This window comes from Streptomyces sp. NPDC048643, from assembly GCF_040650615.1.
Lineage (GTDB): Bacteria > Actinomycetota > Actinomycetes > Streptomycetales > Streptomycetaceae > Streptomyces.
The window spans coordinates 1-17,391 of record NZ_JBEZHO010000002.1 but is presented as its reverse complement, the minus strand read 5'-3'; the positions used below and the strand labels follow the sequence as shown (position 1 = coordinate 17,391).

Annotated in this window: 16 protein-coding genes; 11 read left to right on the top strand and 5 right to left on the bottom strand. The window is 72.3% G+C overall.

The features are described 5' to 3' along the window. The first annotated feature begins 136 nt into the window (after positions 1 to 136). The 4 genes from AB0C62_RS01930 (at position 137) to AB0C62_RS01915 (ending at position 4,208) form a co-directional block, all read left to right on the top strand. The gene (locus AB0C62_RS01930; protein WP_362969137.1) at positions 137 to 646 is read left to right on the top strand and encodes a flavin reductase family protein; all 510 of its coding nucleotides are present in this window, start codon (positions 137 to 139) and stop codon (positions 644 to 646) included. A 216-nt stretch (positions 647 to 862) separates the two neighbouring features. Further along, positions 863 to 1,648 carry an electron transfer flavoprotein subunit beta/FixA family protein gene (locus tag AB0C62_RS01925; protein ID WP_362969136.1) on the top strand — a complete coding sequence of 262 codons (786 nt, stop codon included), beginning with the start codon at positions 863 to 865 and terminating at the stop codon, positions 1,646 to 1,648. Between the two features lie 99 nt (positions 1,649 to 1,747). Beyond that, on the top strand, positions 1,748 to 2,710 hold the full coding sequence (locus tag AB0C62_RS01920) for an electron transfer flavoprotein subunit alpha/FixB family protein (RefSeq protein ID WP_362969135.1): 963 nt from the start codon (positions 1,748 to 1,750) through the stop codon (positions 2,708 to 2,710). A 193-nt stretch (positions 2,711 to 2,903) separates the two neighbouring features. Beyond that, positions 2,904 to 4,208, top strand: a complete 1,305-nt coding sequence (locus AB0C62_RS01915) for an aldolase/citrate lyase family protein (RefSeq protein ID WP_362969134.1) — start codon at positions 2,904 to 2,906, stop codon at positions 4,206 to 4,208. Positions 4,209 to 4,327: 119 nt separating this feature from the next. Here the strand turns inward: AB0C62_RS01915 and AB0C62_RS01910 are convergent, their stop codons facing one another. Then, positions 4,328 to 5,410: a LacI family DNA-binding transcriptional regulator gene (locus AB0C62_RS01910; protein ID WP_362969133.1), complete on the bottom strand. Its 1,083-nt coding sequence runs from the start codon at positions 5,408 to 5,410 to the stop codon at positions 4,328 to 4,330. 243 nt (positions 5,411 to 5,653) lie between these two features. Here AB0C62_RS01910 and AB0C62_RS01905 point away from each other — a divergent pair, with 243 nt between their 5' ends. After that, positions 5,654 to 6,607 (top strand): ROK family protein, encoded by a 954-nt coding sequence (locus tag AB0C62_RS01905; protein WP_362969453.1) that lies wholly within the window; start codon positions 5,654 to 5,656, stop codon positions 6,605 to 6,607. 72 nt (positions 6,608 to 6,679) lie between these two features. On the opposite strand, the gene AB0C62_RS01900 is transcribed toward AB0C62_RS01905, so the two are convergent. Continuing rightward, positions 6,680 to 8,689 (bottom strand): NPCBM/NEW2 domain-containing protein, encoded by a 2,010-nt coding sequence (locus AB0C62_RS01900; RefSeq protein ID WP_362969452.1) that lies wholly within the window; start codon positions 8,687 to 8,689, stop codon positions 6,680 to 6,682. A gap of 328 nt (positions 8,690 to 9,017) precedes the next feature. Between AB0C62_RS01900 and AB0C62_RS01895 the strand changes: the two genes are divergently transcribed. Beyond that, entirely contained in the window at positions 9,018 to 9,215 is a 198-nt protein-coding gene (locus tag AB0C62_RS01895) for a hypothetical protein (protein ID WP_355883619.1), read from the top strand. A 133-nt stretch (positions 9,216 to 9,348) separates the two neighbouring features. Beyond that, complete coding sequence (locus tag AB0C62_RS01890; RefSeq protein ID WP_362969451.1) at positions 9,349 to 10,392, top strand: NUDIX domain-containing protein; 1,044 nt, start codon at positions 9,349 to 9,351, stop codon at positions 10,390 to 10,392. A 264-nt stretch (positions 10,393 to 10,656) separates the two neighbouring features. Here the strand turns inward: AB0C62_RS01890 and AB0C62_RS01885 are convergent, their stop codons facing one another. After that, positions 10,657 to 12,012, bottom strand: a complete 1,356-nt coding sequence (locus tag AB0C62_RS01885; protein ID WP_362969132.1) for a dipeptidase — start codon at positions 12,010 to 12,012, stop codon at positions 10,657 to 10,659. Positions 12,013 to 12,195: 183 nt separating this feature from the next. On the opposite strand from AB0C62_RS01885, the gene AB0C62_RS01880 reads away from it, so the two are divergent. Further along, positions 12,196 to 13,518 carry a geranylgeranyl reductase family protein gene (locus tag AB0C62_RS01880; RefSeq protein ID WP_362969131.1) on the top strand — a complete coding sequence of 441 codons (1,323 nt, stop codon included), beginning with the start codon at positions 12,196 to 12,198 and terminating at the stop codon, positions 13,516 to 13,518. 15 nt (positions 13,519 to 13,533) lie between these two features. Here AB0C62_RS01880 and AB0C62_RS01875 read toward each other — a convergent pair whose 3' ends face one another. Then, complete coding sequence (locus tag AB0C62_RS01875; RefSeq protein ID WP_362969130.1) at positions 13,534 to 13,983, bottom strand: nitroreductase family deazaflavin-dependent oxidoreductase; 450 nt, start codon at positions 13,981 to 13,983, stop codon at positions 13,534 to 13,536. 227 nt (positions 13,984 to 14,210) lie between these two features. Between AB0C62_RS01875 and AB0C62_RS01870 the strand changes: the two genes are divergently transcribed. From AB0C62_RS01870 to AB0C62_RS01860, 3 genes are all read left to right on the top strand, one after another. Next, entirely contained in the window at positions 14,211 to 14,921 is a 711-nt protein-coding gene (locus AB0C62_RS01870) for a TetR/AcrR family transcriptional regulator (RefSeq protein WP_362969129.1), read from the top strand. Between the two features lie 178 nt (positions 14,922 to 15,099). Further along, positions 15,100 to 16,335 (top strand): sensor histidine kinase, encoded by a 1,236-nt coding sequence (locus AB0C62_RS01865; protein ID WP_362969128.1) that lies wholly within the window; start codon positions 15,100 to 15,102, stop codon positions 16,333 to 16,335. Continuing rightward, positions 16,332 to 16,997, top strand: a complete 666-nt coding sequence (locus AB0C62_RS01860) for a response regulator transcription factor (RefSeq protein WP_362969127.1) — start codon at positions 16,332 to 16,334, stop codon at positions 16,995 to 16,997. Before AB0C62_RS01865 ends, AB0C62_RS01860 begins: the two co-directional genes overlap by 4 nt. Here the strand turns inward: AB0C62_RS01860 and AB0C62_RS01855 are convergent. After that, complete coding sequence (locus AB0C62_RS01855; protein ID WP_362969126.1) at positions 16,958 to 17,293, bottom strand: DUF6332 family protein; 336 nt, start codon at positions 17,291 to 17,293, stop codon at positions 16,958 to 16,960. The genes AB0C62_RS01860 and AB0C62_RS01855 overlap by 40 nt on opposite strands. Positions 17,294 to 17,391: the final 98 nt, after the last annotated feature.

Sequence of the window (17,391 nt, the reverse complement as noted above, 5' to 3'; positions counted from 1 at the left end):
AGTGTCTCCCAGTGGATCTGGCCCGCACCGCGAGTGCGCGCTGTCCGGGCTGTTGAGCAGCCACGGACCCCTCCCCGCACCCGGCTCCGCCCGGGCGGTGGGACTTCCACGTCAGCCCTCGCAGAAGGACAACTCCATGTCGGCCACCCCCGGCCTCGGCACCGCCCGTCTCGCCTCCCCGGACCTGCTGCGCTCCGTCTTCCGTCGGCACGCGGCCGGAGTGGCCGTGATCACCGCCTCCGGTCCACGGGGCCCGGTCGGCTTCACCGCCACCTCGCTCACCTCGGTCTCGGCCGCGCCTCCGGTCGTCTCGTTCGGTATCGGCACCGGTGCCTCCAGCTGGCCCGCGGTGGCGGAGTCCGACCACGTCGGCGTCCACATACTCGGCGAGCACCAGCAGGACCTGGCCGCCACCTTCGCGCTGAGCGGGGCCGACCGGTTCGGCGCGCCCACCCGTTGGCGTAAGGGCCCCGAGGGAGTTCCCGTCCTCGACGGTGTCCTGGCCTGGCTGGTGTGCCGGGTCGTGGCGCGGGTGCCGGCCGGGGACCACCGGATCGTGCTGGCGGAGGTCGTCGTCGGCGACGCCTCGGGCGAGGGCGGCCCGCTCCTTTACCACCAGGGGCGTTTCAACGGCCTGCGCGACTGAGGTCGGGCAGCGCTACTCGCCGGTTCTACTCACCGGTTACACAGCGTTGCGAAGGTCACAGTTCAAAGCGCTTGCTTAGTGGGCACCCAATGGATGTACTGGCGAGTAATATTTCGTTCGGAGCGCGGGCCGCCCCGACCGGGATCGCCCGCTTCAGGCGCCTATGCTGCCTGAAAGAAGGCAGCCCAGAAATGACGATGCAGTAGGAGAGCCGGCGTGAGCTTGAGGATCGTTGTCACTGTGAAGTACGTGCCCGACGCCACTGGCGACCGGCACTTCGCCGATGACCTGACCGTCGACCGTGACGACGTGGACGGCCTGCTGTCCGAACTCGACGAGTACGCCGTCGAGCAGGCGCTGCAGATCGCCGATGGCGCGGACGACGCCGAGATCACCGTGCTGACCGTCGGCCCCGAGGATGCCAAGGACGCCCTGCGCAAGGCGCTGTCCATGGGTGCCGACAAGGCCATCCACGTGGAGGACGACGACCTGCACGGCACCGACGCCGTGGGGACCTCGCTGGTGCTGGCCAAGGCCATCGAGAAGGCCGGCTACGACCTGGTCATCTCCGGTATGGCGTCCACCGACGGCACGATGGGCATCGTGCCGGCGCTGCTGGCCGAGCGTCTCGGTGTCCCGCAGGTCACGCTGCTCTCCGAGGTGTCGGTCGAGAACGGCGTGGTCACGGGCCGCCGTGACGGCGACACCGCCTCCGAGTCGCTGGAGGCCTCCCTCCCCGCGGTCGTGTCGGTGACCGACCAGTCGGGCGAGGCGCGTTACCCGTCCTTCAAGGGCATCATGGCCGCGAAGAAGAAGCCGGTGGAGTCCTGGGACCTCGAGGACCTGGAGATCGAGGCGGACGAGGTCGGTCTCGAAGGCGCCTGGACCAAGGTCGACACCGCCACCGCTCGTCCCGCGCGCACCGCGGGCACGATCGTCAAGGACGAGGGCGAGGGCGGCAAGCAGCTCGCCGAGTTCCTCGCGGGCCAGAAGTTCATCTAGTCGCCGTGGGTCCGGGGCGCGTCCCCGGACCGGCACAGCGGCCGAGGCCCACCCCGCTTACCGCCCCTCAGACTTCGCAATCCGCAGGAGAGCATCCCCATGGCTGAAGTTCTCGTCTACGTCGACCACGTGGACGGTGCCGTCCGCAAGCCCACCCTGGAACTGCTGACGCTGGCCCGCCGCATCGGTGAGCCCGTCGCGGTCGCCCTCGGCTCCGGTGCCGAGAACACCGCCGCCGCGCTCGCCGAGCACGGCGCGGTGAAGGTCCTCACGCACGACGCCGCCGAGTACGCCGACTACCTGGTCGTGCCGAAGGTCGACGCGCTCCAGGCCGCGTACGAGGCCGTCTCCCCGGCCGCCGTGCTCGTGCCGTCCTCCGCCGAGGGCAAGGAGATCGCGGCCCGCCTCGCGGTCCGTATCGGTTCCGGCATCATCACCGACGCCGTCGACCTGGAGGCCGGCGCCGAGGGCCCGGTCGCCACGCAGTCCGCGTTCGCCGCCTCGTACACCACCAAGTCCCGCATCTCCAAGGGCACCCCGGTCATCACGGTCAAGCCGAACTCGGCCGCCGTGGAGGCCGCGCCGGCCGCCGGCACCGTCGAGGCCCTCGCGGTCTCGTTCTCCGACAAGGCCACCGGTACCAAGGTCACCTCGCGCACCCCGCGCGAGTCGACCGGCCGCCCCGAGCTGACCGAGGCCGCGATCGTCGTCTCCGGCGGCCGTGGCGTCAACGGCGCGGACAACTTCTCGGTCATCGAGGGCCTCGCCGACTCGCTCGGTGCCGCCGTCGGCGCCTCGCGTGCCGCGGTCGACGCCGGCTGGTACCCGCACACCAACCAGGTGGGCCAGACCGGCAAGTCCGTCTCGCCGCAGCTCTACATCGCCTCCGGCATCTCCGGCGCGATCCAGCACCGCGCGGGCATGCAGACGTCGAAGACGATCGTCGCGATCAACAAGGACGCCGAGGCGCCGATCTTCGACCTCGTCGACTACGGCGTGGTCGGCGACCTCTTCGAGGTCGTCCCGCAGCTCACCGAGGAGATCAAGTCCCGCAAGGGCTGATCGCTCCGTGCTCCACGAGGCCCCCGTGACCGCGCGCCGGTCCCGGGGGCCTCGGTGCATCCTGGGGAGGCCGGGCGCGCGGGCCGCGGCCGTGTCCCAGGATCCAAGAGGGTGTTGACCCGCGAGAAGCTCGCCGGATAACTTCGCTCTACGGATTGTTGATTCCGTAGTGCGGAAAACAGGAGGGTGTGGAATGGGTCAGGGCCAGCAGGAGAAGGTGGCGACGAGCCTCGCGGGAGCCGTCAGCGAGGAGATCAGCGCCTCCCTCGCCCCGGTCGACGCGGAACTGGAGCGCCGTTACCCCGGGGACCCCGGCACCCGCCAGCCCGTCCACACCGTGTACGTCCCCGGCGACGCGTTCGCCGCCGACACCCTCCGCAGCTGGGGCGACCGCGCCCTCGCGGCCCTCGACGAACACGCCCCCGACGCCGCCTCCTTCGCCGCGGTCCTCGGCCTGTCCGACGAACTCGCCGGGCCCGTGTACGACCGCGTCCGCGCGAAGCTGGAGCGTGAACCCGTCGAGGACCTGCGCGTCGACTTCGAGGACGGCTACGGCCCGCGCCCGGACGCCGAGGAGGACGCCACGGCGGCCCGCGCCGCCCGGCTGATCGCCGACGCCTACGAGAACGGCACCGCCGCCCCGTACATGGGCATCCGTATGAAGTGCATGGAGGCACCGGTACGCGACCGGGGCATCCGCACCCTCGACATCTTCCTGACCGGCCTGATGGAGGCCGGCGGCCTGCCCGAGGGGCTGGTCCTCACCCTGCCCAAGGTGACGTACCCCGAGCAGGTCACCGCGATGGTCCGGCTCCTGGAGCAGTTCGAGAAGGCGCGCGGCCTGGAGCCCGGCCGGATCGGCTTCGAGATCCAGATCGAGACGAGCCAGTCCATCCTCGCCACCGACGGCACCGCGACCGTCGCCCGGATGATCCAGGCCGCCGAGGGCCGCGCCACGGGCCTGCACTACGGCACCTTCGACTACAGCGCCTGCCTCGGCGTCTCCGCCGCCTACCAGGCCAGCGACCACCCGGCCGCCGACCACGCCAAGGCGATCATGCAGGTCGCCGCCGCGGGCACCGGGGTCCGCGTCTCGGACGGCTCCACCAACGTCCTGCCCGTCGGCACCACCCAGAAGGTGCACGACGCCTGGCGCCTGCACTACGGCCTCACCCGGCGCGCCCTGGCCCGCGCCTACTACCAGGGCTGGGACATGCACCCCGGTCACATCCCCACCCGCTACGCGGCCGTCTTCGCCTTCTACCGGGAGGGCTTCGAGCAGGCCGCCGCCCGCCTCGCCCGCTACGCCAACCACGCGGGCGGCGACGTCATGGACGAGCCCGCCACCGCCAAGGCCCTCAGCGGTTACCTGCTGCGCGGTCTCGACTGCGGCGCCCTCGACATCGCCGAGGTCGCCCGCGCGACCGGTCAGACCCGAGCCGACCTGGAGGCCTTCGCGTCGCCGCGACGGGGAGACCTGACGATCTCGGGGCAGTAGGAGGCGGACGGTCCCCCATGCGTGCGATCGGCCGCCCGGTGTGAACCCCGTTGACACCGAAGGCGCGGTACCTCCAGAGGTGCCGCGCCTTCGCCGTGTCCCGCTCGACGTCGTCGCCCTCAGCGCACGGGCCGCAGTTCCCCCGAGCCGCGGGTGATGAGCCGCGTCGGGAGTTCGATCCGCTCCGGGGCGAGCAGGGTGCCGTCGAGCTGGCGGAAGAGGCGGTCGGCCGCCGTGCGGCCGAGGGCGGCGGCGTCCTGGGCGACGACCGTGACGCCCGGCTCCAGCAGGTCGGCGAGCTCGATGTCGTCGAAGCCGACGAGCGCCACGGGACGGCCGCGTTCGGCGATCACGCGGACGACGGTCACGGTGACACGGTTGTTGCCGGCGAAGACCGCGGTGACGGGGGAGGGGCCCGAGAGCATCGTCTCGGCCGCCTCGCGCACCCGCTGCGGGTCGGTGACGCCGAGGGACATCCAGCCGTCCTCGACGACTATCCCGGCGTCCTCCATGGCGGCCCGGTAGCCGCGCAGGCGCTCGGCCGCCGTGTGGATGCGCGGCATGTCGCCGATGAAGCCGATGCTGCGGTGTCCGTGCGCGATGAGGTGGGCGACGCCGTCGCGGGCCCCGCCGAAGCTGTCGGACAGGACGACGTCGGCGTCGATCCTCCCGGCGGGGCGGTCCACGAAGACCGTGGCGACGCCCGCCTTTATCTCCGGCTCCAGGTAGCGGTGGTCGTCGCCGGCCGGGATGACGACCAGCCCGTCCACACGGCGCGCGCACAGGGCGAGGACCAGTTCCTGCTCGCGGTCCGGGTCCTCGGCGCTGGAACCGTTGATCAGCAGAGCGCCGTGGGCCCGGGCCACCTCCTCGACCGCGCGGCTCAGCGGTCCGTAGAAGGGGTCGGCGAGGTCCTCCAGGACGAGACCGATGCTCGCGGTGCGGCCCTTGCGGAGCACCCGTGCGCTGTCGTTGCGCCGGAACCCCAGGGCGTCGATGGCCTCCTGGACACGCCGCTCGGTGTCGGGGGTGACGCCGGGCTCGCCGTTCACCACACGGGAGACCGTCTTCAGGCCGACTCCCGCACGCGCCGCCACGTCCTTCATGGTCGGACGATTGCCGTAGCGGTTCTCGGATCGGCGGGCGGTCTCGGCCACGATGTGCTGTCCTGTCCTGTCGTCCACGGGGATGCGTAGGTCCATGGGGTTGTATGAGGATGTGGCGTCGAGCATAGAGCCTGGACAACGTTGTCAGATGCGGGAGACACTGTCCACCGCAATCTCCGGCCTGCGTCTTCCCCAGGGCGCACGGTTCCCGTCGTCCGCGGACGCCTGCCGCGCGGCGAACGACGGGGTCCGATCCTGCTCGGTTTTCGGCCGGAGACAGGCACCCGGACCCGCGGCGCGGCGGGTCCGTCACGACACCCCATGGGAGATCTGACTCTGATGCACACCGACCTCGTGGCCGCGCTCGACATCGGCGGCACCAAGATCGCCGGAGCGCTGGTGGACGGCCACGGCCGGATCCTGGTGCGCGCGCAGCGCGCGACGCCCGCGCAGGAGGACGGCGACACCGTGATGCGGGCCGTCGAGGACGTGATCGGCGAGCTGTCCGACTCCCCGCTGTGGGGCAGGGCCGGTGCCCTCGGTATCGGCAGCGCGGGTCCGGTCGACGCCTCGGCGGGCACGGTGAGCCCCGTGAACGTGCCCGGCTGGCGCGGCTACCCGCTGGTCGAGCGGGCCGCCAAGGCGGCCGGAGGACTCCCCGTCGAGCTGATCGGCGACGGCGTCGCCATCACCGCGGCCGAGCACTGGCAGGGCGCTGCCCGCGGTCACGACAACGCGCTCTGCATGGTGGTGTCCACCGGCGTGGGCGGCGGCCTCGTACTGAACGGCCGGCTGCACCCCGGCCCCACCGGCAACGCCGGTCACATCGGGCACATCAGCGTCGACCTGGACGGCGATCTCTGCCCCTGCGGCTCCCGCGGCTGTGTCGAGCGCATCGCGAGCGGCCCCAACATCGCTCGCCGTGCGATGGAGGGCGGCTGGCAGCCCGGCCCCGACGGTGACACCTCCGCCGCAGCGGTGGCCGAGGCGGCCCGTGCGGGCGACCCGGTGGCCGTGGCCTCCTTCGAGCGGGCCGCGCAGGCCCTCGCCGCGGGTATCGCGGCGACCGCGACCCTCGTGGAGATCGACATCGCGGTGATCGGCGGCGGCGTCGGCAAGGCCGGCGACGTGCTGTTCACCCCGCTGCGCAAGGCGCTGGCCGACTACGCGACGCTCTCCTTCGTCCAGCGGCTGACCGTGGCGCCCGCGCTGATGGGCACGGACGCCGGTCTGGTCGGCGCCGCCTCGGCCGCGCTCACCCGCAAGGCGAGCACGGGCGCGGCCCACGTCTGACCGTCGTGGTCCCGTCACCGGGACCACGACACCCTTCGCATAGGGGAGTTGGGCCGGACAGGGCGACGGACCTCAGCAACTGAGCTTCGCGTCGGCCCAGTCGGCGTGGTCCGAGTCGATGCCGTCGCCGCCGTCCGTGACGACCAGCCGGACCACTTGGGCGCCGGTCACGTCCGCGGTGAGAGCCTGCGCCGGCATCGCGTTGGTCAGGACGCCGGTGGAGGCGACCTTCGTGCCGTCGGCCCAGATCTCGAAGGCGACCGTGCCCTTGGCGCCCTTCTCGTCGTCGAGCCCGACGTCGGCGGTGACCCGCTCGCAGGCCGTGCCGGTGTAGTACTCGACCGTGCTCTCGGCGTGCACGCCCAGTCCTCGGGCGTAGCTCACGCCGTCGATGGTGAGGGTCCCTCCGTCGCCCGAGCCCTCCTCGCCGTTGCTCGTGTCGCGCTCGACCGGCCCCCAGCCGTTGGTCGTCGAGAGCCAGGGCAGGTCCCCGAGCCCGGAGGTGCCCGACGGCGGAGCCACCACCACGGAGGCACGCACCGGCAGTTCGGTGTCGGCGACGATCCCGGTCGGCGAGCGGTGGACCGCCTTCAGGGTGAGGTCGTACGACCCGGCCGCCGTCCCCGCGGGCGCCGTGACCCGCCACTTCGTCCGCAGGGAGCGCCCCGTGGGCAGCGAGGCCGCGGTCGTCGGACCCGTCGCGGCGACCGTCCAGCCGGCGGGGCCGCGCAGCGTCACCGCCACCCGGGTCGCGGACGTGCGTCCGAGGTCGGTCACCACAGACGTCAGCGTGGCCGTTCTGCCCGCCTCGACCAACGGGCGTCCCTCCAGGCCCAGTTCGACGGCGGGCGGGTTCTTGGCCCATGCGGGGTCCGCGGAGACCCGGACGAGGACGGTGCCGTGCGCCGGGACGGTGGCCGCGATCGTGCCCGCAGTGTTCGAGCTTCGGTGCCGCCACAGATCGCGCAGCGTGTAGGCGTCCGCACCCGGCAGCCCGACGGCGGCCGCGGTCGTCGCGATGCGCTGCGCCGTGCCCGACTCGTTGAACAGCGCCACCGTACGGCTCCCGTCCCGCATCTCCTTGGCGACGACCCAGCGCCCCTCCGTCGAGGAGACGACCGCGCCCTGCTTGCCCAGTGGGTCCTGGTCGACCGCGACGACCTCCTTGTTGCCGAGGATGTCGAAGGTCGCGGCGGAGGCGGTGCGCAGGTCGGAGCCGATGAGCAGCGGTGCCGCCATGACCGACCACAGGGAGAAGTGCGAGCGGTACTCCGTGTCCGTCATGCCGCCGTTGCCGACCTCCAGCATGTCCGGGTCGTTCCAGTGCCCCGGTCCGGCGTACGGGGCGAGCGGCAGGTTCTGCTTGAGGATCGAGAGCATCGAGCCCCAGCTGTCGCTGATGTCACCGGTCGTGCGCCACAGGTGCCCGACGTCCGAGGCCCACTCCCAGGGCTTGTTCTCGCCCCATTCGCAGATGCTGTAGACGATCGGCCGGCCCGTGGCCCGCAACGCGTCGCGCATGGTGGTGTACCGCGATCTCGCGTCCACGCCCTGGTTGTTGCAGTTGTCGTACTTGAGGTAGTCGACGCCCCAGTCCGCGAACTGCTGCGCGTCGCTGTACTCATGGCCGAGGGCACCGGGAAATCCGACGCTGTCGCAGGTCTTGGTGCCGGCGCTGGTGTAGATGCCCAGCTTGAGCCCCTTGGCGTGCACGTAGTCGGCGACCGCCTTGATCCCGCCCGGGAACCGCACGGGGTCCGGCACGAGCTTGCCGTTCGCGTCCCGGGACGGCAGCGCCCAGCAGTCGTCCAGGTTGACGTACTGGTAGCCCGCGTCCTTGAGCCCCTTCTCCACGAAGAGGTCGGCGATCCCCTCGACCATGTCCTGGTCGAACTCGGCCCGGCAGTGCGTGGAGTTCCAGTTGTTGAAGCCCATCGGCGGGGTGAGGGCGAGCCCGTCCGCGGACGTGGGGGAGGTGGTCCGCGCGGCGGGGGCCGCCGAGGTCGCGCCGCCCGGCGCGGCGAGCGCGGGCGTGGTCAGGCCGGCCGCGCACAACAGACCCGTGGCCAGCGCTGCGGCCAGTCTGGTGCGGCCCAGGTGCGGCGCGCGAGCGGCGCGGGCTGTTCGGGCTCTCGTGGGCGTGGGGGTGCGCGGGGGCGTGGGGGTGGGTGTGGGGGTGGTGCGGGTGTGAAGGTGACGCATCGTTACGTTCCTCCGAACTCGCGACAGTTGGGGTCTCTTCATGTCCGCGACAATGGTGCGCGTTTACGGTAGGACCTGTCGGACTCTGTTGGAAGGTGTGTGATCGCATCACCCGATGAGCCGAGGGCGCGCGTCGATCGCCACCGGGGCCGGACGCGGAAGGTGATCCACCCGTGACCCCCTCCCCGCCTTCGGAGTTGAACCGGGCATGAAGAAGCGCAGCATGCTCGCCATCGCCTCCCTCGCCACCGGGTTCGTCGTCGCGGCGATCACCCCGTCGCACGCCCTGGACGCGGACGCCCTGAGCGACCTCAACGTCAACGACACGCTCAGCGCCGTCGACCACACCGTCGGCAGCGACAGCCTGGCGGTCGACGAAGGGGCCCTGGGCGGCCAGAACAGCTGAACACCCGGATCCCAGGCGCCGGTGTCCCCAGGGCGGGGACACCGGCGCCACGCCGTCTGGGCCCCTCATCAGCGGCTGGTTTCCGTGGCAGGGTGGAGCGGGCAAGCCTCAGGGGGCCAACAGAAGAGGGGGAATCGTGATCGTCTGGATCAACGGTGCGTTCGGTGCGGGAAAGACCGCCACCGCACGGGAACTGATCGAGCTGATCCCGAACAGCACGCTCTTCGACCCCGAGGTCGTCGGGGGCGCACTCACGCACCTGCTCCCCGCCAAACACCTCGCCGAGGTCGGCGACTTCCAGGACCTGCCGATCTGGCGCCGACTCGTGGTCGACACGGCGGCCGCGATGCTCGCCGAACTGGGGGGCGTCCTCGTCGTCCCCATGACCCTGCTCCGCCAGGAGTACCGGGACGAGATCTTCGGCGGCCTCGCCGCTCGCCGCATTCCCGTGCACCACGTGCTCCTCGCCCCGGCGGAAACGATCCTGCGCGAGCGAATAGCCGGGCGCGAGGTGCCCCCCGAGCCCGACGGGGAGGGGGAGACGCGTGTGCGCCAGTGGTCCTACGACCACATCGAGCCCTACCGGGCCGCGCTCGGCTGGCTCACCGCCGACGCCCACCCCGTGGACACCAGCGCGCTCACCCCGTACGACACCGCCGTCCGTATCGCCGACGCCGTGCGCGCCGGGGACGCGCCCGTGTGCGACATCGTGCAGACCCCGGAACCCACCGCCGAGACGGTCGCCGCCGGGGTGCTCCTCTTCGACGAGCACGACCGCTTCCTGCTCGTCGATCCCACGTACAAGGCCGGCTGGGAGTTCCCCGGCGGGGTCGTCGAGGCCGGAGAGGCCCCCGCCCGCGCCGGGATGCGCGAGGTCACCGAGGAGACCGGTCTCGTCCTGGACGAGGTGCCCACGCTCCTCGTCATCGACTGGGAGTCTCCCGCGCCGCCCGGCTACGGCGGCCTGCGGCTCCTCTTCGACGGCGGCCGCCTCGACGAACAGGCCGCGCGCGGGCTGCTGTTGCCGGGCCCCGAACTGCGCGAGTGGCGCTTCGTCACCGAGCAGGAGGCGGCCGACCTCCTGCCGCCCGTCCGCTACGAACGGCTCCGCTGGGCGCTGCGTGCCCGCGAGCGCGGCGCCGCGCTCTACCTGGAGGCCGGCATCCCCCTCGGCTGACACCGCACGAGAGCCCCCGGCCGCCACCCCGGCCGGATCGCCGTGGGCATCCCGCCCCCGCCCCCCGCCGGGACCCGACGGCAGAGCGGCGGGGCCGTCGTCCCGGTGTGGTGAGGTGCCGCCGCACGGACGGCGGCCGGCAACGGCGGCTCAGCCGCGGCCGGTTGGCGCGGCGCGCTGCCCCGGTGCCGGTCCGGTGCTCCGCCGAGGCAACGCGGAGGGCCCGCGGTGTGTGGTGCGGGCCCTCCGGTCCCGGCGCGTGGGTCAGCTCGCCGCGTAGTTCTGCAGGAACAGGGCCTCGGAGACGGACAGCCGCTCCAGTTCGTCCGGGGAGACGCTCTCGTTCACCGCGTGGATCTGCGCCTCCGGCTCGCTCAGGCCGATGAGCAGGATCTCCGTCTCCGGGTACAGCGAGGCGAGGGTGTTGCACAGCGGGATCGAGCCGCCCATGCCCGAGGACTGCATCTCCTGGCCCGGGTAGGCGACGGCCATGGCCGCGGCCATCGACGCGTACGCCGGGCTGGAGGTGTCGGCGCGGAACGCCTGGCCCTGGCCGATCTGTTCGGTGCTGACGCGCGCGCCCCACGGCGTGTGCGCCTCGATGTGCGCCTGGAGGAGCTTCGTCGCCTCGCCGGCGTCCACGCCCGGCGGCACCCGCAGGCTCACGAGCGCCCTGGCGCCCGCCTGCACGGACGGCGTCGCGCCCACGACCGGCGGGCAGTCGATCCCGAGGACGGTCACGGACGGACGGGCCCAGAGGCGGTCGGCGACCGTGCCGGAGCCGATCAGCTCCACCCCGTCGAGGACCTTGGCGTCCTCGCGGAACGCCTGGTCCTCGTACTGCAGACCGTCCCACACGGAGTCGGCGTCGAGACCGTCGACGGTCGTCGAGCCGTCCTGGTCCCGCAGCGAGTCCAGTAGGCGGATCAGCGCGGCCAGGGCGTCGGGTGCCGCACCGCCGAACTGGCCCGAGTGCAGGTTCCCTTCCAGGGTGTCCACCTGAACCCGTACGAGGGTCATGCCGCGCAGGGTCGCGGTGACCGTCGGGAGACCCGCCCGGAAGTTGCCCGCGTCGCCGATGACGATGGTGTCGGCGGTGAGCAGCTCGGGGTGCTCCTCGGCGTACCGCTCCAGGCCGCCGGTGCCCTGCTCCTCGGACCCCTCGACGATCACCTTGACGTGCACGGGCACGCCGCCGTTCGCCTTCAGCGCGCGCAAGGCCAGCAGGTGCATGATGACCCCGCCCTTGCAGTCGGCGCTGCCCCGCCCGTACCAGCGGCCGTCGCGCTCCACCAGGTCGAACGGCGGGGTCGCCCAGGCCGCTTCGTCCAGCGGCGGCTGCACGTCGTAGTGCGCATACAGCAGAACCGTTTTGGCGCCCTCCGGGCCCGGGAGGTAGCCGTACACGGACTGGGTGCCGTCCGGGGTGTCCAGCAGCGCCACGTCCTCGAAGCCCTCGGAACGCAGCGCGTCGGCGATCCAGTTCGCCGCACCCTCGCTCTCGCTCCTCGGATACTGGTCGAAGTCCGCCACCGACTTGAAGGCCACCAGCTCGGTGAGCTCCGCCTTCGCCCGGGGCATGAGCGAGGCGACGGTCTCGGCGACCGGATTCGACGACATGGGCACGCTCCTCGTAGGTGCGACGTTGTACTTCTGTGTACAAGTGATCGGTGATGCGTGCACACGTCCTGGTGTGCAGGACGGGTGCGCTGCCGATCCTCCCACAGTGGCCTGCGGCGATGCCCGCCGTAGGATGCGGGGGACAGGTGCGGCAGACGGCTGGACTGGGAGCAGTAGACCAACGTGAGCAGCGAGAACTCTTCGGCGGACGACGTGCGGCGTGCGGCGGACGACGGGCAGCAGGTGTGGGACGTCGTAGTCGTCGGCGCGGGGCCCGCGGGCGCTTCGGCCGCCTACGCGGCAGCGGTCGCGGGACGCAGTGTCCTGCTCCTGGAGAAAGCCGAACTGCCCCGCTACAAAACATGCGGCGGCGGCATCATCGGTCCCTCCCGGGACGCCCTGCCACCCGGCTTCGAGCTGCCGTTCAAGGACCGGGTACACGCGGTCACCTTCTCGATGGACGGCAGGTTCGCCCGTACGCGGCGATCCCGGCAGATGCTGTTCGGGCTGATCAACCGGCCCGAGTTCGACCAGCAGCTCGTCGAGTACGCCCAGAAGGCGGGCGCCGAACTGCGCACCGGCGCCACGGTGTCCCGCGTCGAGCAGCACGGCTCGGCCGTGCCGGACCGGCGCACCGTCGCCGTGGTCCTGCAGGGCGGCGAGACCGTCCTGGCGCGCGCGGTGGTCGGCGCCGACGGCAGTGCCAGCCGCATAGGGGCACACGTGGGGGTGAAGCTCGACCAGGTCGACCTGGGCCTGGAGGCCGAGATCCCGGTGCCGGAGACGGTCGCCGAGGACTGGCGGGGCCGCGTCCTGATCGACTGGGGCCCCATGCCCGGAAGCTACGGATGGGTCTTCCCCAAGGGGGACACCCTCACCGTCGGCGTCATCTCCGCCCGCGGTGAAGGGGCCGCCACCAAGCGGTACTTGGAGGACTTCATCGCCCGGCTCGGCCTCGCCGGCTTCGAACCGTCCGTCTCCTCGGGTCACTTGACGCGCTGCCGCGCCGACGACTCGCCGCTGTCGCGCGGCCGGGTGCTCGTCTGCGGCGACGCGGCGGGACTGCTCGAACCGTGGACCCGCGAGGGCATCTCGTTCGCGCTGCGCTCCGGCCGGCTGGCGGGGGAGTGGGCGGTGCGGATCGCCGAGGCGCACGACGCCGTCGACGCCCGGCGCCAGGCACTGAACTACGCGTTCGCGATCAAGGCGGGTCTCGGCGTCGAGATGAGCGTCGGCAAGCGTCTGCTGGCCGCCTTCGAGCGCCGCCCCGGCGTGTTCCACGCGGGGCTCACCGGTGTCCGCCCCGTGTGGAAGGCCTTCGCGGGGATCACCCGCGGTTCCACGACGCTGGGCGAGATCGTGCGGTCGCGTCCGATGGTCGGGCGTGCCCTGAGCGCTCTCGACCGCGTGCCGCAGGGCGTCGAGGCCAAGGACGCGGACTCCAAGGTCGCCGAGGGCCGGGACGCCGAGGGCCAGGACGCGGAGCCCAAGGCCGCGGAGGGATAGTCGCGTCGGCCGGCGTCAGCTCCCGACCGCGATCCGGAAGACCGGGTGGTCGGGAGCGATGCGGCGCAGTTCCTCGTCGGACGAGTCGGGGCCGACACCGCCGAAGAACACACCGACCTCGGCCTTCCAGCGCTTGAGGTAGGCGCGCAGCAGCGGGACCTTCTCGTCGTCGGTGACCTCGACGGCGGTGAAGGGCTCCACCTTCTTGCCGAGGCGCAGCTCACCGCCGCCCGCCGCCCGCATGTTGTGCGTCCACTGGACGTGACCGCGGGGAGCCACGAGGTACTGCTTCCCGTCGACGGTGAGCAGGTTGACCGGCGTCGTGCGCCACTCACCGCTCTTGCGGCCACGGACGGCCAGCACCCGGGAACCCCAGACGCTGAGGCCCCGCCTGGTCGTCCAGGCCACGGCACGGTTGAGGACGTTGACGGTGAACCAGCCGGGCTTCTGGACATGTGTCGACACGGTGACCCCTCGAGATCGATGGTGGGAGCGCCGCTCTCTTTTGTGAGCACTGCTCTCGCTTGAGGTAAGTCTGCAGGAGAAGGGTGACCGAAAGCAAGAGCACCGCTCTCGTTTTTGTTCACCGCTCTCGATTTAGAGCGCCCGTTCTGATCTGGAGCGGTGATCCCCTCACGGAGCGCTGCTCTCGTTTGTGTGCACTGCTCTGAAAACGTGGGAGACTGCCCGACATGAGTACCGCACGAGGGGCACGCGCCCGAGCCAGGATCGAGGTCACCGCGGCCATCAAGGACGAGGCACGCAGACAGCTTGCCGCGGACGGCGCCGCAAAGCTCTCCCTGCGGGCCGTGGCCCGCGAACTCGGCATGGTCTCCTCGGCGCTCTACCGCTACTTCCCCAGCCGTGACGACCTGCTGACGGCCCTCATCATCGACGCCTACGACTCCCTCGGCGAGGCTGCCGAGGGAGCGCACGCCGCCGTTGCCGACGCCGGCCCCCGGGACCGCTGGATCGCCGTGTGTCTGGCGGCCCGGCGCTGGGCGCTGGAGCATCCGCACGAGTACGCGCTCATCTACGGGTCGCCCGTCCCCGGTTACGTCGCGCCGCAGGAGACCGTGCCGGCCGCCTCCCGGGTCGGTCTGCTGCTGATCGGAGTGGTGCGGGACGCCTACCGAGGCAAGGGAGTGGCCCGTACCAAGCTGCCCGCGGATCTGACGGCCGAGGCGCGGCGGATGTCGGCGGATCTCGCGGCCGACCTGCCGCCCGACGTGATCGTCCCGCTGGTCGCCGCGTGGGCGCAGCTCTACGGGCTGATCGGTTTCGAACTGTTCGGCCAGTTCAACCGGGTCGTCGAGGACCGCGAGCCGTTCTTCCGGCAGGCGGTGGGGAGGCTCGCGCACGACGTGGGCCTCGTCCATCCGGAGCCGGGCACCGCCGCCTGAACCGCCCGGGACGGCTGATCCGGGCCGGGGCCGTACCCGGTGCCGACCCAGCGTCCGTCGAGGCGGTTCCCGGGTGTCGCACTCCCGTCGGGCGTCGTGCCGTACTCCTGGGGGAGTACGGGTGATCACCTCGCCCGGCGGACGCCGCCCGTGTGCCCGGCCGTCTAGCGTGACGGTCATGGAAGAGCAGCGCACGCCCGAGGCCCCGACGGGGGGTGGTCCGCCGTGGCGGTGGCACGGACCGCCCGGGTGGGACCGCTGGAGCGAGGAGGGGCGCGGCGCGCGGTGGCCGTGGCGTTCCACGCTGCTGCTGACCGCCTTCGTGCTGCTCGGTTCGACCTTCGCCGCCCACGCCCAGCACGGCGACCGGCTCGGTCTGGACGTCTTCGCGCGGGTGCTGCTGGTGACGGGCTCCGGTCTGCTGCTCTGGCGGCAGCGGTACCCGGTGGCGGTCGCGTTCGGCACGGCCGCGGTCGCCCTGGTCTACGTCGCCGCGGGCTACCCGTACGGGCCGGTCTTCCTGCCCGTCGCCGTGGGCTGTTTCAGTGCGGTCGTCGCGGGCCACCGCAAGGCCGCCTGGACCGCCATCGGGCTGCTCTGGGCGGGGCACCTGCTGGTGTCGCACTGGCTGTACCGCTGGCTGCCGCCGACGGGTGACCGTCCGCCGTCCTGGATGCAGGAGGTCGGCGTCGCGACCTGGGTGGTGGCCGTCGTGGCCCTGTCGGAACTGGTCCGGGTGCGCCGTGAGCAGTGGGCCCGTGAACGGGCCGAGCGGGCGCAGGCGGCCCGGCGCCGCGCGGACGAGGAGCGGCTGCGGATCGCCCGGGAACTGCACGACGTACTCGCCCACAGCATCTCGGTGATCAACGTCCAGGCCGGTGTGGGTCTCGCCCTCCTCGACTCCGACCCCGAGCAGGCGCGGACCGCGCTCACCACCATCAAGGCGGCCAGCAAGGAGGCCCTCGGCGAGGTGCGCCAGGTGCTCGGCACCCTGCGCGCGCCGGGCGAGGCACCACGCACTCCGGCGCCCGGACTCGACCGGCTGCCCGAGCTGGTCGAGCAGGCGGCGCGTGCCGGCCTGACGGTCGACGTCCGGGGGGAGGCTCCCGCGTCGGCGCCCGGGACCGACCTGGCCGCGTTCCGCATCGTCCAGGAGGCACTCACCAACGTCGTACGGCACTCGGGGTCGCGGCACGCGCGCGTGCGGCTCGATCACGTGGAGGACGTGCTGCGGCTGCTGATCGACGACGACGGGCCGGCCACCGGCGTGGAAGCGGGCGGCAGCGGCAACGGCCTGGCCGGGATGCGGGAGCGCGCGGCGGCCCTGGGTGGCACGATCGAGGCGGGACCGCGCGACGACGGAGGGTTCCGTGTGCTGGCGGTGCTGCCCTGGAAGGCCAAGGAGGCCCGGTGATCCGCGTACTGCTCGCCGACGACCAGTCGTTGGTCCGGGCCGGGTTCAAGGCCCTGCTCGACGCGCAGCCGGACATCGAGGTGGCCGGGGAGGCAGCCGACGGTGAGGAGGCGTTGCGTACCGTGCGGGAACTGCGCCCGGACGTCGTTCTGATGGACATCCGGATGCCCGTTCTGGACGGCCTGGCCGCGACCCGTCGCATCACCGGAGAGGCCGGTCTGCGGGACGTGAAGGTCGTCATGCTCACCACCTTCGAACTCGACGAGTACGTCTTCGAGGCGATCCGTTCCGGCGCCTCCGGCTTCCTCGTCAAGGACACCGAGCCCGAGGAACTCCTGCGCGCCGTGCGGGCGGTGGTCGGCGGCGACGCCCTGCTCTCGCCCGGCGTGACGCGGCGGCTGATCGCCGAGTTCGCGGCGCGCTCGAAGGAACCCGAATCGGTCGCCTCGCTCGCCGAACTCACCGACCGCGAAAGGGAGGTGATGGCACTGGTGGGCATCGGTCTCTCGAACGACGAGATCGCCCGCCGTCTGGTCGTCAGCCCCCTCACGGCCAAGACCCACGTCAGCCGCACGATGGTGAAACTGGGCGCCCGCGACCGCGCGCAACTGGTCGTCCTGGCCTACGAGTCGGGCCTGGTGCGCCCGGGCTGGCTGGGCTGAGCGGCCGCGCCCGCGCCGTGGAAACGGAACAGCACCGTGGCCACCCGGAGCGCGAACACGGCGGCGGCCAGGCCGCCGCCCGAGGTGACGAGCGCGCGTACGGTGCCCCGCGACAGGTCCAGGAAGAGGGCGGGTCCGGCGACGACCCCGAAGGCGACGGCTGCGACGAACGCCGCGCTGGCCAGGGCGTATCCGATCTCGACGGTGACGGCGTCGCGCTCGGCCTGGCCGCGCCGCCCGCCCGCGCCGTCCGCGGTGCCGCGGCAATGGTCGTCGGGCTCCCCGTTGTTGCTCATCCCCCGAGTCAACCGTGCGGTGCCCGGCGGGGCCTGCCCCCCCGCGACACAGCACCGGTCTTTTGCACCCGCGTCCTCACGAACCCAGTCGGTTGCGG

Excerpts from the sequence above, each read along its gene's own strand:
- AB0C62_RS01930 (WP_362969137.1), top strand. The coding sequence starts at position 137 with ATGTCGGCCACCCCCGGCCTCGGCACCGCCCGTCTCGCCTCCCCGGAC.
- AB0C62_RS01920 (WP_362969135.1), top strand. The coding sequence starts at position 1,748 with ATGGCTGAAGTTCTCGTCTACGTCGACCACGTGGACGGTGCCGTCCGC.
- AB0C62_RS01915 (WP_362969134.1), top strand. The coding sequence starts at position 2,904 with ATGGGTCAGGGCCAGCAGGAGAAGGTGGCGACGAGCCTCGCGGGAGCC.
- AB0C62_RS01910 (WP_362969133.1), bottom strand. The coding sequence starts at position 5,410 with ATGGACCTACGCATCCCCGTGGACGACAGGACAGGACAGCACATCGTG.
- AB0C62_RS01905 (WP_362969453.1), top strand. The coding sequence starts at position 5,654 with ATGCACACCGACCTCGTGGCCGCGCTCGACATCGGCGGCACCAAGATC.
- AB0C62_RS01895 (WP_355883619.1), top strand. The coding sequence starts at position 9,018 with ATGAAGAAGCGCAGCATGCTCGCCATCGCCTCCCTCGCCACCGGGTTC.
- AB0C62_RS01885 (WP_362969132.1), bottom strand. The coding sequence starts at position 12,012 with ATGTCGTCGAATCCGGTCGCCGAGACCGTCGCCTCGCTCATGCCCCGG.
- AB0C62_RS01870 (WP_362969129.1), top strand. The coding sequence starts at position 14,211 with ATGAGTACCGCACGAGGGGCACGCGCCCGAGCCAGGATCGAGGTCACC.
- AB0C62_RS01865 (WP_362969128.1), top strand. The coding sequence starts at position 15,100 with ATGGAAGAGCAGCGCACGCCCGAGGCCCCGACGGGGGGTGGTCCGCCG.
- AB0C62_RS01855 (WP_362969126.1), bottom strand. The coding sequence starts at position 17,293 with ATGAGCAACAACGGGGAGCCCGACGACCATTGCCGCGGCACCGCGGAC.